The sequence below is a fragment of the Streptomyces triculaminicus genome, from assembly GCF_017349075.1.
Classification (GTDB): Bacteria; Actinomycetota; Actinomycetes; order Streptomycetales; family Streptomycetaceae; genus Streptomyces; species Streptomyces triculaminicus.
On sequence record NZ_JAFMOF010000002.1, the window covers coordinates 1,630,003 to 1,643,871 of the forward strand.

Here is a 13,869-nt window from a genome sequence, read left to right on the forward strand (position 1 = left end):
ATGATCCACATGGGTGAAAAACTTGTGCTCATGACAAAAGATCGGGTCGGCAGTCTTATCGGTGCCAGCTTCGGGCTTGCCTTCATCCAGGTGAATGCGGGCGCGCTGCCGATGGCCGTCGCCGTTCCGCTGCGGATAGCCGCCATCGCCGCGTTCCTCGGCCTGGTCGTCTTGGGGCGGCGGCGCGGTGGAGGGACCGAGAGCGGCGGTGACGCGACGCCGAGCGCGAGCTTCGGGCGGCGCTACTGGTACGTGGTGGCAGCCGAAGTGCTCGGGCTCGCGGTCGGGCTGATCGTGATCAGCAAGGTGCTGCACACCCCGCGCGCGGCCGTGGGCTGGATCGCCTTCGTGGTCGGCGTGCACTTCTTCGGCCTCGCAGCCGCCTGGGGAAGGCCCTTGCTGCGCGTGCTCGGCGCGTCGATGGCGGCCTGCGGCGCCGCCGGCCTGGTGCTGGCGGCCTGCGATGCCTCCGTCGCCGTCATCAGGGGGGTCGCCGGAATCCTCCCCGGCGTGCTCCTGCTCGCCTCGATCTGGTGGTCCGGCCGGCCGAGCACGGCCGCGTCTGTCGCGCCCGAGCGGACCGCCGCCTGAAGCTGGGCCGGTGTGCCGGAGGTCGACGGATCGACGTGTCTGTGGTGACGCGTCGATCCGCCTGATGACCCGTCCTCAGACGAGCTGGACGACCATGGCGCTGGTGCGGTGTGAGGCGGCGTCGCGGATCCGCAGCAGCAGCTGGTTGTGGTCGTTGATGGCGTCGATCGACTGAACTGAACTGCCCTCGGGCAGCTCCAGCATCCGATCGAGCCTGTGAATTCCTCCGTGCGGATCCCACACCACGGGGAGGCTGCCGCCGCCCGCGGCGACGCGGACGGTACCGGTGATCCAGCCGCGTTCGTCGATGTCCAGGGCCTCCCCGCCGAAACCTTCGTCGGTCAGCTGCTGCGGGGTGTTCGGCGCGTCCCAGCGGATCGCCGCGGCGGTGCCGTCCGGGCGGATCTCCCCACCGACGGCCACGCCACTGTCGTTGACGCCGCGCAGCCAGGTGCGGGTGGTGCCGGGCACCGAGCCGGCGTACGTCGCCTCCGTACCGTCGGTCCGCCAGGCGGTGCCCGTGTCGCTCCTCCAGCCGACGACGAGCCCCTCGTCGTCGAGTGCGGCGGTGTAGGAGCCGTCGCCCGGGCCCGCCAGGTGTTTGAACCCGGTCTCCGGCCGCCAGCGGTAGTACGAGGTGGCGACGCGCGGGTGCCCTCCGGGCCAGCCGATGAACTGGTGCGACGCCGTCACCAGCAGCGTGCCGTCCTCGCCCAGCCGTGCCATGCCGGCGAGGATCGCCCTGCTCGGTGCGGAAGGGGACGTCGCCGTGCTTGTTCATCGCCCGGGCGACGCCGTCCTCCTCCAGAGTGCCGACCACCCGGGCGCGCAGCTGTGGCCGGGTGGGCCCGTCCTGCGTTCTGGCCTGTCCGGCGAAAGGCTGGGCGGCGGGGCCCGAGACTGATGGTGTGGCCGACGAGTCGGTGTCCTGCGCGGCGGCGGCCGCTGTGGGTATCAGCAGGGTGAGTGCGGCGACGGCGACCGCGACTCCGATCCGGCTCGGCATGGTGATCCCCCGGTGACGTGCGTTCCGTGGTGTTGTCCTGTGGTGTGCTGAAGCGGCAACACAGTGCTCCCACCGGAGCCGTCGCGGGTAGGAACCGTCGCAAGCGGCGGATTTACGCCAGTGCCCGTCAGCCGGGCCGGCTGATCGAGCAGCGGACCACTCGCCCGACCCCCAGCCTCGCTCCGGGCGCGTCGACGGATGCCGATCAGGGCTGCGGCACGTGCCTACGTTTGTGAGCTTGATGCTTGTGCGGCCGGGCGCCCGACCGTGCAGAGGCCCCCGCCTCGGAGGGCTAGTCCGCGACGAGGGCCAACCGGAAAAGAGATGGACGGCGTGTGGCCGTCAGCCCTCAGTATCTGTGAGGACTGCCGGTCACCGTCCGATCATCCACCTCCCGAACTCGCGGGTCACCGCGAGGATGCGTTCGCGAAGCGGCTTCTTCCGGTGGCGTCCCATGGGCGCCCCCTCCCTACAGTGCACCCTGCCCGGGGGTGCTCCGGAGGGCGCCCACACCGGGCGCCCTGGGCGAGCGTCCGGAGATGTTTCGCGTCCTCCGCCGAAGGTGGAGAAGCCGGAACCCAGCGATGGCCGGGGATCCGTTCTGGCCCATGGGTCATTTTCGGCCGAAGAACGGTCGGCGGGCTGGTTCGCGTGGGTGGTGAGCGATCATGGTGCCGAAAAGTCGGCTGGTGGGGCCGTCCGGAGCCGTGAGAGGGCGGAAAATCTGGTGGCAGCAGATCCGTTGGATGCGGCGTGGAGGATTCAGACGGCTCTGGCGGACTGGACGGGGAAGGCCGACGCCAAGGCGTCGATCGCGCTCAGCCTGCAGTCGGCCGTGCTGGCGTTGTTCGGGGTGCTGACCGGAGCAGGCCACGGGTTCCGCGGGGATCGGTTCCGGCGCAGGTGCTGGGGTGGGCGGGGGTGCTGACGCTCCTGGCGGGTGCCTGCCTCGCGGCAGCGGCGGTGTCACCCAACCTGCGATCCGAGCGGCGGGGGCAGGAACCCGACGAGGACTACCTGTTTTTCGGCCACCTGCGTCACTTCGAGCCCGAGCAGCTGGAGGGCGCGCTGCGTGAGAGGGATCTCCTGGCCGCGCTGTCACGGCAGTTGGTGGTCATGAGCGAGATCGCCTGGGCCAAGCATCGCCGGGTGCAGTGGTCGTTCGCGGCGGCGGTGACGGGTTCGGGTGCGCTGGGCATCGCGGCGGTGATCGGTTAGCAGCTGCCGCGGACGGGGGAGTGCGCGGGTAGGGAAGTACGGACGGGGGATTCGTGAACTTTCGCGGCTTGGTGCCTGAAGAGGCATGGGCGGATCTTGTGCAACGCGGCCAACGGCGCCAGTACCGGCGAGGGGCTGTGTTGTTGGGGCAGGGAGAGACGGCGACCGCCGTCATCGCCCTCACCGACGGCATCGTCAAGGTCGCGCAGTCGGCCCGGAGCGGGGAGCGCGTCCCCCTGGCTCTGCGTGGTGCGGGCGAAGTGCTGGGTGAGATGGGAGCGCTCCTCGACCACCGCAGATCGGCCACGGTGACAGCCGTGACCGCGTGCACCGGGTACGTGCTGCCCGCGCACGCGTTCCGTGGCTACCTCGCCCGGCACCGCCTGGAGGGGGCCGTGTACCGGCTTGCCGTTGAACGTATGCAGGAGAACGAAAACCTGCATGCCGCGCTGATCCGGCTGTCGCCTCGAGCGCGTGTGGCGCGCGTGGTCGGCCACCTGGCTGCCGAAGTCGGCACCCCGGACGCCGATGGAGCCGTCAGCGTGCAACTGGGCATGGACCGGGAGGAACTCGCCGTCATGGCGGCGATGAGCCGTTCCTCGGTGATGGCGGTGCTCCGTGATTTCCACGCCACAGGGGTGCTGACCCTGGGGCGCGGCCGCCTGGTGGTCAACGACAGTGTCGCCCTCGCGGAGCTCTCCGAGGAGTAGAGCACGGCGCCGGCACCGCAATGTGGTCCACGTCACCGCTGGAAGGTCCAGCGCTGGACGGTACCGCCTGCCGTCTGCCGTCACAGTCACTTGTGACCGCTTCACCGGCACCTTCCACGAAGAGACACGAAGAGAAGAGACCCCTATGACTCCGTCCTGGGAGCCGCTATGGCCCTATCGCGCCGTCCTCGCGGTCGATGCGAGGAACTTCAGCGCGCATAACAGCACCGGTATGCAGCAGGTCAACGCCGTCATCCAGCAGGTGCTCGCGCAGGCGCTGTCGGCTGTCGGCCTGAGCGCCAGGTGGGAGCAGCGCGCCTTCCCGCAGCACACCGGGGACGGGTACGTCGCCGGGATGGACCCCGAGGTGTTGCCCGGTCTGGTCGGGTGTTTCCCCGACGCGCTCAGCCAGGTCCTCCACGACTACCGGAGGCACAACCCCGGTCAGCCGGCTCTGCAGCTGCGGGTCAGTATCCACGTCGGCCCGTTGCCTCCCACCGGGCTCGGCGTGCCGATGGTGGAAACCCACCGGCTGCTGGATCACGATGCGTTGCGTGACCTGTTGGCACGCGCCAATCCGGAGCTGACCAACACGGCTGTCGTCATCTCGCAGCGCGTCCACGAAGACGTCTTCCGTAGCGGGCTGGCTACGGGCGGAACGCTTCCCGCGCACTATGCGCGGAGTCTCGCCAAGGTCAAGACATTCGAGCAGCCCGCGTGGCTGCACGTCCCGGGCCTCGACTGGGGCCTGGCGGACCCCGCCATCTTCGAGACCGCGGATGCCGGTACGCAGCAGTCGGCTTCGCAGCCGTCTTCACGGACGCCCAGCGAGGCGCAGGCGCAGGCTTCGTCGCCCGCTCCCGCGGCGGTGTCCTTCACCCAGAACGGCGACGGGAACGTTCAGGGCCAGCACCAGCACTTCAACGGATTCGGGGGACTGCGATGACCGACGACACCTACTTCACTCGGCCGCCCTGGGAGCCCGACCGGGACGCCAACTCCGGTGCTCGCGCCGACGGCAGGGGCGACGACCGGGACAACGAGCCCGTACGCCGGGAGGAGGTGACGCCATCGCCGAGGCGCTCCTCATGGCCGGGCTGGCCCGCCTGGTCGCTCGGGGGAGGCCACCGCCCGGCCGACCCCACCGACGAGTCCGACCACGAGCAGGGTACGGCCGACGCGGGGGCCGCCGTACCCCACACCGCGGACGGGGGCCCGAGCGCTCATGGACCCGTTGAAGAAGAGGCGTACGAGGAAGCCGAGCCGGTACCAGCGGCGGAATCACCGGAAACGACGCCCGCAGACCCGGACCCCGGCCCCCCGGCCGCTCACACCACCAAGCAGTTCACGCAGGAAGTGCCGCCCGGCGGCCTCGCGTTCCAAGCGGAGACCCAGAACTTCTACGGCAGCGACTTCGTAACTCCCCAGCCGGTCCCCCTGACCGACTTGTACGCCTGCGCCGATGACCGCTTCGTCGCACCGCGTGACAGTCGGCGCTGGACCCAGGCCCAGGAACTCCTCGCCCAAGGCGGAGTCGTCGTCCTGTGCGCGCCCCCCGGAAACGGACGACGGACGGCTGCCCTCCGCCTGCTCGGCACGGTCGCGTCCCTCTCCGCCGGGCCGCTGTTCACGGACCTGGAACCCGAGTGGTCCAAGCCGGACGTGGCCAAGCTCCCGGCCGCACCGGGCGGCAGGTACCTCCTGGACCTCTCCGAGATGCCCGAGCCTCCCGGCCCGCGCTTCGGTGAGATGCTGCGCGGTTACGGAGAGACCGGCAAGGGAGCCGACCGATACCTCGTCGTCCTCGCCACGCCGCAGAGCTGGCAGGGGCAGTGGACGGAAGCGACGCGTCCGTTCACGGTCATGCTTCCCTCGCCCGACGCGAAGCCGCTGGTCGTCCAGGAGCTCCGACGGCGCGGCGCCGTCCACAAGATCGGCTGGCTCGAGGGCGCGGCCTACGGCGACATCTGGGAGTCCAACCCGCCGGCTCAGGACGCACGCCGGCTGGCCCGCATCATCCAGGAGGCGACGGAACACGACGACAGCGCCATCCTCGACGAGTTCCGGGGCTGGCACCACCACATCGGCAACCTCCTCAGCCCGTCGAAACAGGGGCCCGGGGAGCCCACGCTCGTCGCCACCCGCGCCATGGTCTGGGCCGGCGCCCTCGTGAACGGCGGCACCAAGAGGTCGGTCATCCAGGCGGCCGACACGCTGCTGACAAGCCTGAACCTTTCCCGCGCACCGGTGGACGTCCTCTCGGACGCGACGTCGAGCCGGCGACTGGAGGCCGCACACCTCAAGCCCCACGGTGATCGCGTGTTCCACGACAGGAACAAACACGATCTGGCACCGGCGGTTCTGCGACACCTGTGGGAGGAGTTCCCGACGCAGCGAGACCTGCTGCGCACCTGGGCCGTCGCTGTGGCGGCCGACCAGAGCCTGCCCGAGGACGACGCGCGCCTCGTCATGGGATCGCTGCTCAACCTGGCGACCGAGGTACACGACAACGCCATCATCGACCGTGTCGGAAGGGACCTCGCGGGGCGCCGCCGTTCGCTGGCCGTCGAGGTTCTCACCCATGCGGCGCTGGACCCCGAGATCGGGAGGTACGTCAGGAACAGGCTCTACCAATGGATGACCGCCGCGAAGCCACCGGCCGAGCTGATCGCTCTGGTCACGGAGATCTGCGGGGGCGAGCTGGCGGTCCACCAGCCGGCGATCGCGATGACCCGCCTGGCGAGGGCAGCGGCGCATTCCGCGTACCCTTCCCAGCCGATGGCGGAAGCCTTCAGGAAGCTCAGCGAGGTCAACCCGGCCGAAGTGGCCAGGGCGCTCAAGTCCTGGCTGGGGGAAGAACAGCCCAAGCGGCATGCGCTGGTCGCCTTCCTCGCCCTCGCCTCCAGCGACGTGGGTGCACGGCTCCTGCTGGACACGGCGAGCGAGCGCGAGGGGCGCGCACGCTTCGTACGAGCCTGGCAACAGCTGCTCGGTGATGACGACGCGCGGGACGCCGCGGAAACGGAACTGACCCGGTGGGGAGTCGCTGCCGAGCAGGGGGACCTTCCGGCCGGTGTGCTGACTGACCTCCTGGCAGACGTGTACGAACCCGAGGTGCACCGGAGCAGCTTGAAACGCTTCTTCGCGAGGGACGAGGCGTTCCAGCAGACCTTCTGGGGCCGGATCCTCGAGCAGGCGATCATCCGGAACCACGAGCGCCGTAAGGCAGCCACCGGGTGATGTCGTACTTCGGGCTGCGGCGGAGCATGCGCCTGCGCATCTCCGCCACCTGGCCCACAGCGCTCTTCGGCATCCACTACAGCGCCAGTGGCGTACTGCGCTGCCGCCCCGCCCCCGAGCTCCGGGAGCGGGGCCGGGGCGTTGTGCGCTCCGCCGCACGCCAGGCCCTCGAGGACATCGCCCGCCCCATCACCGGCACGCACATGCCCTCGGCGCTCGACGAGGCGCAGAACGCCCTGGCCCTACGGCTGTCCGAATGGGGGCCGGCAGCGGAAGGATCCGCGACGGAGATCAGGGCCCGCATCACACTCCGCCTCGCCTCCGACGATCGCGCGCGGTCCCAGGCGTACGACGACGCCCGTCGCGAGCAGCAACTGCGGCACCATCTCGACCTCGACCGGATCAGCCACCTGAGGAGCGAGATACTCGTCAGCGCCGATGCGGCACGTGCCTGGTGGATCGACCTCCACAGAGACGGCAGTCGCCCCATCTCGTGGGAGGAGTTCAACACCCACGTGCTGCCGTACGTGGGGAACGCGCAGGACCCCCAGTCCAAGGCCATGCGCGCTGCCGTCGTTCTCGCCCAGGTCATGGAGAGACTGGACAGCGATCCGGGTCGCCACCAGCAGTTCCGGGCCACGACGCGCGTCGTGCTGCAGCAGATGAACTGGGAGGACCTGGCCGACGAGCTGTGAAATCGGGGGCGGGGCTCAGTTCGCGCCCGGACGGTCACACAGAACTCGACATCACGGTTCCCGCCGGTTCGGGGACGGTACGGGTTGTCGCCGTGGCCGACGGTGAGAAGAGCAACGACGTGGAGTTCACCTACGTGTGACGCGCCGCCGCGGTCGGTATTCGGCGTCTGCCGACGCTCGGACTCAGATCAGTGCGCTGACCTGTTCTTCGACGCCGAGCAGAGCCCGCCCGTACAGCTCGCTCGTGATGGCGGGGTTGGTCATGGCGTGCCGGGCGGCGGTCTCCTGGTCGCGCCAGATGCGTTGCAGGGGGTTGGCCTCGGCGAAGCTCCCGGCGCCGTGGACGTTCAGGAGGATGTCCAGCGCCTCCCGTGAGCGGCGGGCGACCGTGGCGGTGTCCATGCGTACGCGTGCCCGCTCGAGCAAGGGCATGTACTGGCCCCTCGCCGCCCAGCCGTCGATGTCGTCCGCCGCGCGCATCAAGTGCAGCGCGGCGGAGTCGATCAGCTGGGCGGCCTCGGCGATCTGCGTCTGGGTGGAGGACGCTTCGCGCGCCTGTTCGTAGAAGGTGTGCGAAATGGGGCGTCCCTTGGCGAGGGACGCCGTGACCAGCTCCAGGCCACCGCGGGCCAGGCCGAGCTGCGGTCCTACGAGCACCGAGGCGAGCACCGGTACGAACGCGGACCGGTACAGGGTCTCGTCCGTGAACTCGGTGGGGTACTCGCCCCGCAGCGCCCTGGTGACGGAAAGGATGCGGTGGGCGGGGACGAACACGTCCTCGGCGACGAGGGTGTGGCTGCCGGTGCCGCGCATCCCGGCCATGTGCCATGTGTCCTCGATCTTCAGCTCGTCCATCGGGACGAGCGCCAGCCCCTGTTCCGGCTTCTCGCCGGACGCGCCGGTGACCGGCATGCCGAGGAGGGCCCACCGGGCGTGCAGGCAGCCGGACGCGAAGGGCCATCGCCCCGTGATGACCTGCCCTCCGTCGGCCGCCCTGCTCGTCCCGGCGGGGGTGAGGACGGAGCACACACGGGCGGCGGTGTCCGTCTCGAACACCTCTCGCTGCGCGCGTTCCGGGTAGAGGCCGACGAGCCAGCCGCACACATTGGACAGAGTGGTGGTCCAGGCGGTGGATCCGCAGCCGCGGCCGAGTTCGGCACTCACCTCCAGGAGCGTACGGATGCTCGCCTGGTGACCGCCGAACCGCTCGGGGACCGTGATGCCGAACAGGCCGGCATCGGCGAGGGCTTCGATGTTCTCCTCGGCCACCCGCCGGTCCTCCTCGGTACGGGCGGCGTTGCGACGCAGCAGGCCGACGAGCGCGGCGGCCCGTTCGGTCAGCGCTCGGTTCTTCGCGCTCGTCGTCATGACGGTGCCCTCCACGTCGCGGTACCGGGACAGCGCGCTGCCGTGCCCTCTCACGGGCAGCATGGACGATCACGGGCGGCTCGGGGAAGGGCGCCCCGAAGGCCGGAGGCCCGAGCGGACCGGCGCCCGAGCGGACGGGGTGCGCCCTTGTATGCGCCCGCACGCCGATGGGAGCGTGGATTCGGCCCTCAGCACCACCAGCACGGAACCGGGGACGATCGCCATGACCTTCGCCGACGAGGACGACATCACCGAGTCGGCGGCTCGCCGCTGGGCCACCGCGCGGCCCGGCCGGGCGGCCGAGGTCATGAGCGCGTTGGTGCGGCACCTGCACGCCTTCGCCCGTGAGGTCCGGCTCACCGAGGACGAGCTGACGGCCGCGGCGGACTGGCTCGCCGCCGCCGGCCACGCCTGCGACGGCGAGCGCCAGGAGTTCGTTCTCGCCTCCGACGTCCTGGGGCTGAGCAGGCTCGTCGTGCAGCTGGACGACCGCCTCCGGGACGGCGCCACCCCGGCGACCCTCATGGGCCCCTTCCACATCGACGGCTCGCCCACGGTCCCCTACGGCCACGACATGTCCGGCGGCGCCCCCGGAGAGCCGCTCTTCCTCACCGGAACCGTCACCGACACCGACGGCAAGCCGCTCACGGACGTGGTCCTGGACGTCTGGCACGCGGATGCCGACGGGGCGTACACCTCACGGATCCCCGAGTCGGACGAGGTCCGGCTGCGGGCCAAGTACCGGACGCGGCAGGACGGTACGTTCTGCGTCCGCACCATCGTCCCGCGCGCCTACTCCATCCCCATGGACGGCCCTGTCGGCGCACTCGTCCGGACCACGGACATCGACCCGCACCACGCGCCCCATATCCACTGCCTAGTCGACCACCCGGGCCACGAGAAACTGGTCACCATCCTCTATCAGCAGGATTCGGAATTCCTGGACAGCAACGTGGTCTTCGCCACCAGACCGGAGCTGATCACCGCGTTCACCCGCCACCCCCCAGGCCCGGCCCCGGACGGCAGCACCCTCGACCGGCCCTTCCGGCACGCCACGTACGACTTCGTGCTGCAGCCCCGTGCCGACGGTCGCCGATGAGGGCGCCGACACGGACGGGCTGAGGCGTCGGCGGCGCACTGCTGAAGAGCGTGCCCTTTTGTCGTGAGGAGAGGCCCACGGTAGACGTGGTGGGCCGGGCGGTGACAGCCGCGTCGGGGCAGTCGGGTGAGGGGAGCAGCGTTGAGTCACGAGAGCGCGGGAAACGCCGCCGGGTTGGCCCGCGACTACTACGACAGCAGCGATGTCGACGGCTTCTACGCCACCGTGTGGGGTGGCGAGGACATCCACATCGGCACGTACGAGCATGAACGCGAAACGGTCGCGGACGCCTCCCGCCGCACGGTCGAGAAGGCGGCGGACAAGGTCGCCGACTTCCTGGGACCTGGTTCTCGCGTCCTGGACCTGGGCTCCGGATACGGCGGGGCCGCACGCTATCTGGCCGGATGCTTCGGCTGCCGCGTCGTCGCGCTCAACATCAGCGAGTCCCAGAACCAACGGCACCGCAAGACCAACGTCGAGCGCGGCCTGGCCGATCTGATCGAGGTCGTCACCGGCTCCTTCGAAGACGTCCCCTACGAGGACGGATACTTCGACGTCGTCTGGTCCCAGGAGGCGTTCTGCCATAGCGACGAGCGGGCGAAGGTACTGAGCGAAGCGGTACGGGTCCTGAACCCGGGCGGCCGGCTCGTCTTCACGGACCTCATGGCGGCCGACGACGCCCCGCCGAACGCGTTGCGCCCGGCTGTGTCGCGCCTGGGCGTGGAGGCGATGGCCACGCCGGGCTTCTATCGGCAGCACCTCGCTGAACTGGGCCTTTCCCACGTCGATTTCGAAGACCGCAGCGAGCACCTGCTCACCCACTACCTCCGCATCCTGGAAGAGACCCAGCGGGGCGGACCGGAACTGCGGGCCGCCGTCAGCCCCGCCTACCTGGACGGCCTCCTGGAGAACCTTCCCCTGTGGGTGGACGCCAGCCGGAACGGCCACCTGAGCAGCGGAATCTTCCACTGCCATCGCTGAGCGCCGTTCAGGAAGGCCGCAGGGCGGGGTCTTCTGGTCATCCGGTGGAGAACTCATGTGGTCCGGGCGCGGCGATGTGCCCCGCTTCTACCCTTGTCCTCGATGAGTTCACGACATCTCAGTGAAGGAGCCATCTCGTGTCGATGAGAACGAGGCTGTCCGCACTGCTCGTGCCGGTGGCCGCCGCGACCGCCGCTGTGGTCCCGGTCTCCACGGCTCACGCGGCCGACGGGTACGACCGGTGTCCGGTCGGCTACTACTGCATGTTCTCGGGCCTCGACGGCACCGGCGACATGATCAAACTGACGCGCAGCACTCCCGACCTCGCAGTGCTCGGCATGAACGACCGGGCCAAGTCGGACTGGAACCGGACGGCTTCGACCATCTACCTCTGGTCCGACGCGAACTACAGCGGCTGCACGGCCGTGACGTCTTCGGGGCCGACCGGCAAGGGCAACTTCTTCCCCACCTACCGGGACTTCTTCAGCTCGGTGCAGTTCGACGGGCCGGGTGGCCCGAGTTGCGGCACGCCGCCCGGCGAGGGCCGCTGAGCCGCCGGGCGAGCCGCGGGCGGCCGTCGGCGGAGATCGCGCTGAACGGCCTCGGCCTCACCCGCCGATGTCATGAGAGTGGGCCCGATGGAACGTGCGCGCCGACGCGATAGGCATGCCACCGCCAGGCAGCCCCTAGATGCGGACGCTGTGTCCCGAGCTCGCTGCATATGTGGAGTTGGGAGGAACAGACTGGGCGGGGCCGGTGCAGTCCTGGGTGGTGTGGACGTATGCGACCGTGCGGGTGCGGTTCTGAACCGACAGGGGCGCGTTGAGGTTGCGGTAGCACCCGGAGGGCGGGTCGGTGAAGACGCGTCCGTTGAGGACGAGTTGTCCGGACGCTGCGGAAGCGGAACCGGGAACGGTCAGCGAGAGCACTGCCGCAGCGGCGAGTGCACCGAAGCTTTTCGGGACGAGGTGTCGCATGGGCATCCATCCTTCTGGACGAGGTCGGAACGCCCGAGAGCTGCCCCGGTACGAGTCGCCACATGCGTCGGCCACTCGTACGGATGATGCGGGGGGCGCGCTCACCTCCCACCCCACCGGCCGGCAGTGCGGGGGCGGAGCCAGTGGGAGCCCATGCGGCGGCCGATGGTGCAGCTCCGCCAGCCCCAGGCGATAGGCCCGTCGCCGGAGGAGTAGCCACGTCCTCGAGCGTCCGAGATCCGGCGGCCTCACCTGCCCACGATCTCGGTCGGCTCGCGCAGGAGGAGGTCAAGGCGGCGGCACCGCAGCGCGCACGATACGGGCGAAGCGGCCGGCGACCTTGCGCCAGGTGGCGGCTGCCGCCGGTTCGTCGGCCGTCGCTCGGCGCAGGAGCTCGTGGGGGTCGACGCCGTGGGCCGTCAGGCGGTCGAGGGGCCAGCGGCGGACGGTGTCCGGGTCGGCCTCGGGGTGGAACTGGACTCCCCCATGCCCGTTCTCCTACCCGGAAGGCCTGGTACGGGCAGTGTTCGCCGGTCACCAGCCACACCGCGTCCGGGGGGAGGGCCGTGATGGCGTCCCGATGCCGCTCGATGGCGGTGACGCGGCGGGGCAGCCCGGTGAAGAGAGGGTCGTCGTCGGCTTCGGGCCGCAGGGCCAGGGGAGTGCTGCCGAACTCCGGTGCTCCGTGCCGCGCGCGGACCGTGCCGCCGGCCACGTGGGCCAATAGCTGGCCACCGAGGCAGATGCCCAGGACCGGCGCCCCGGTCTCCAGGGCCTGGGCCACGAGTGCGCGGGTGGGGGCGAGCCAGGGTGCTCGCTCGTCGTCGTCCGGCAGGCACCCGCCTCCGAGGACGAGGAGGGCCCGGTGCCCCAGGCGTGCGGGCGGCTCGGCCCCGGCGTAGGCCGGGATCACCTCCAGGTCCAGGCCGTCCTCGGTCAGCCACTCACCGAACCGGCCCGCATCCGCACGCACGGCGTTCTGCACCACGAGCAGCCGAGACACATCCCTACCTCCAGCCGAGACGCCGTCCAAGGAAAATGTTGCCCGGCCGTGGACCCGTCGCCACCCGCATATACCTCCGTCCCGCTCGAGCCCAGCAGACGGCCCTACCACCTTAAATGGTCACAAGATGTTATGTGGCATAGCCATACATTCTCGATGCGGTCAATTCTGGGCGTAACAGTCACTCGGCGACAAACAAGCTCTCCTCCCCGCAGCCCGGCCGCCGCGCCGCGCAGAGAGGCCCGGACCGTGCCCGACGACATCGCCTTTGCCAAGATCCACCCCGCCATCGGGGTCGCCCGCGTGGGCAACAGCACCGACCCGGACGGCTGGTTCCTCGGCCCCGAAACCCCGAGCCCCAGCCCGCGCCCCCGGCTCGTACAAGGACTTTCAGGGGGCCGTGAAGCGCCAGGCGGCACGGTTCCGTCTCTACGGGTACGACGCGGCGGGCCATGTCGTCCGTGAGATCAAGGGCACCGAGCCCGGCGCCGACCTCACCTGGAGCGTGCATCTGGCGAACAAGAAGGGCGCCTGGTACGCGTTCAACCTCGCCCTGGACATCGACGACAGCGTGAACATCAGCTCGCCACGACGCAACAACACCGTCACCGACCGCAGCCAACTCGTCATCGACCCAGGCCGCAAGTCCCTGCACGCCTCCAGCGGCCAGCCGGTGGAATTCACCGGCGGGAAGTTCCTCGGCCAAGCCGTCCCGCTGGGCCGGATGCACGCCGACGGCGACGGACGCCTGGTGGTGCTCGGCGGCGCCGGAGCGGCGAAGTCTCCGCAGAACAAGCCGCTGACGTCGTTCGCCAACAACGACGGCTGGTACGACGACACCTCCGACGGCCCCGTCACCGCACAGCTCACCCTCGGCGGCCAGGCCGTACCCGTCCACCCCGCCTGGCTCGTGGTCGCCCCGCCCAACTACGCACCCGACGTGAAGACCCTGCGCACGGTCTACGACCTGCTCGTAGACCT

The 13,869-nt window shown here is 70.2% G+C and carries 12 protein-coding genes and 2 pseudogenes; 10 read left to right on the forward strand and 4 right to left on the reverse strand.

What is annotated here, in order from left to right:
• Entirely contained in the window at positions 1–591 is a 591-nt protein-coding gene (locus tag J1792_RS17525; protein ID WP_242645953.1) for a hypothetical protein, read from the forward strand.
• Positions 592–666: 75 nt separating this feature from the next.
• Here the strand turns inward: J1792_RS17525 and J1792_RS17530 are convergent, their stop codons facing one another.
• Positions 667–1,317: a hypothetical protein gene (locus J1792_RS17530; RefSeq protein ID WP_086575279.1), complete on the reverse strand. Its 651-nt coding sequence runs from the start codon at positions 1,315–1,317 to the stop codon at positions 667–669.
• A gap of 1,033 nt (positions 1,318–2,350) precedes the next feature.
• On the opposite strand from J1792_RS17530, the gene J1792_RS17535 reads away from it, so the two are divergent.
• The 5 genes from J1792_RS17535 (at position 2,351) to J1792_RS34200 (ending at position 7,460) form a co-directional block, all read left to right on the forward strand.
• A complete protein-coding gene (locus J1792_RS17535) occupies positions 2,351–2,815 on the forward strand; it encodes a Pycsar system effector family protein (protein WP_307843017.1) in 465 nt (154 codons plus the stop codon).
• Between the two features lie 53 nt (positions 2,816–2,868).
• The gene (locus J1792_RS17540) at positions 2,869–3,525 is read left to right on the forward strand and encodes a Crp/Fnr family transcriptional regulator (protein ID WP_086572645.1); all 657 of its coding nucleotides are present in this window, start codon (positions 2,869–2,871) and stop codon (positions 3,523–3,525) included.
• Positions 3,526–3,670: 145 nt separating this feature from the next.
• A complete protein-coding gene (locus J1792_RS17545; RefSeq protein WP_207247654.1) occupies positions 3,671–4,471 on the forward strand; it encodes a hypothetical protein in 801 nt (266 codons plus the stop codon).
• On the forward strand, positions 4,468–6,765 hold the full coding sequence (locus J1792_RS17550; protein WP_086572642.1) for a hypothetical protein: 2,298 nt from the start codon (positions 4,468–4,470) through the stop codon (positions 6,763–6,765). Before J1792_RS17545 ends, J1792_RS17550 begins: the two co-directional genes overlap by 4 nt.
• The gene (locus tag J1792_RS34200) at positions 6,765–7,460 is read left to right on the forward strand and encodes a hypothetical protein (RefSeq protein ID WP_242645954.1); all 696 of its coding nucleotides are present in this window, start codon (positions 6,765–6,767) and stop codon (positions 7,458–7,460) included. The genes J1792_RS17550 and J1792_RS34200 overlap by 1 nt, the downstream gene beginning before the upstream one ends.
• A 183-nt stretch (positions 7,461–7,643) precedes the next feature.
• Here J1792_RS34200 and J1792_RS17560 read toward each other — a convergent pair whose 3' ends face one another.
• The gene (locus J1792_RS17560; protein ID WP_242645955.1) at positions 7,644–8,891 is read right to left on the reverse strand and encodes an acyl-CoA dehydrogenase family protein; all 1,248 of its coding nucleotides are present in this window, start codon (positions 8,889–8,891) and stop codon (positions 7,644–7,646) included.
• A 112-nt stretch (positions 8,892–9,003) separates the two neighbouring features.
• Here J1792_RS17560 and J1792_RS17565 point away from each other — a divergent pair, with 112 nt between their 5' ends.
• From J1792_RS17565 to J1792_RS17575, 3 genes are all read left to right on the forward strand, one after another.
• Positions 9,004–9,927, forward strand: coding sequence for a dioxygenase family protein (locus J1792_RS17565; protein WP_242705161.1), 924 nt, complete (start codon positions 9,004–9,006; stop codon positions 9,925–9,927).
• Between the two features lie 141 nt (positions 9,928–10,068).
• Complete coding sequence (locus J1792_RS17570; protein WP_242645956.1) at positions 10,069–10,908, forward strand: SAM-dependent methyltransferase; 840 nt, start codon at positions 10,069–10,071, stop codon at positions 10,906–10,908.
• A gap of 143 nt (positions 10,909–11,051) precedes the next feature.
• Complete coding sequence (locus tag J1792_RS17575) at positions 11,052–11,459, forward strand: peptidase inhibitor family I36 protein (protein WP_086572639.1); 408 nt, start codon at positions 11,052–11,054, stop codon at positions 11,457–11,459.
• A 135-nt stretch (positions 11,460–11,594) separates the two neighbouring features.
• On the opposite strand, the gene J1792_RS17580 is transcribed toward J1792_RS17575, so the two are convergent.
• Together J1792_RS17580 and J1792_RS17585 are read right to left on the reverse strand one after the other, a co-directional pair.
• On the reverse strand, positions 11,595–11,885 hold the full coding sequence (locus J1792_RS17580) for a hypothetical protein (RefSeq protein ID WP_143587762.1): 291 nt from the start codon (positions 11,883–11,885) through the stop codon (positions 11,595–11,597).
• Positions 11,886–12,173: 288 nt separating this feature from the next.
• Positions 12,174–12,888, reverse strand: a pseudogene (locus J1792_RS17585) (type 1 glutamine amidotransferase).
• 156 nt (positions 12,889–13,044) lie between these two features.
• Between J1792_RS17585 and J1792_RS35820 the strand changes: the two are divergent.
• Positions 13,045–13,744, forward strand: a pseudogene (locus J1792_RS35820) (LodA/GoxA family CTQ-dependent oxidase); the annotation flags it as partial.
• Between the last annotated feature and the right edge of the window lie 125 nt (positions 13,745–13,869).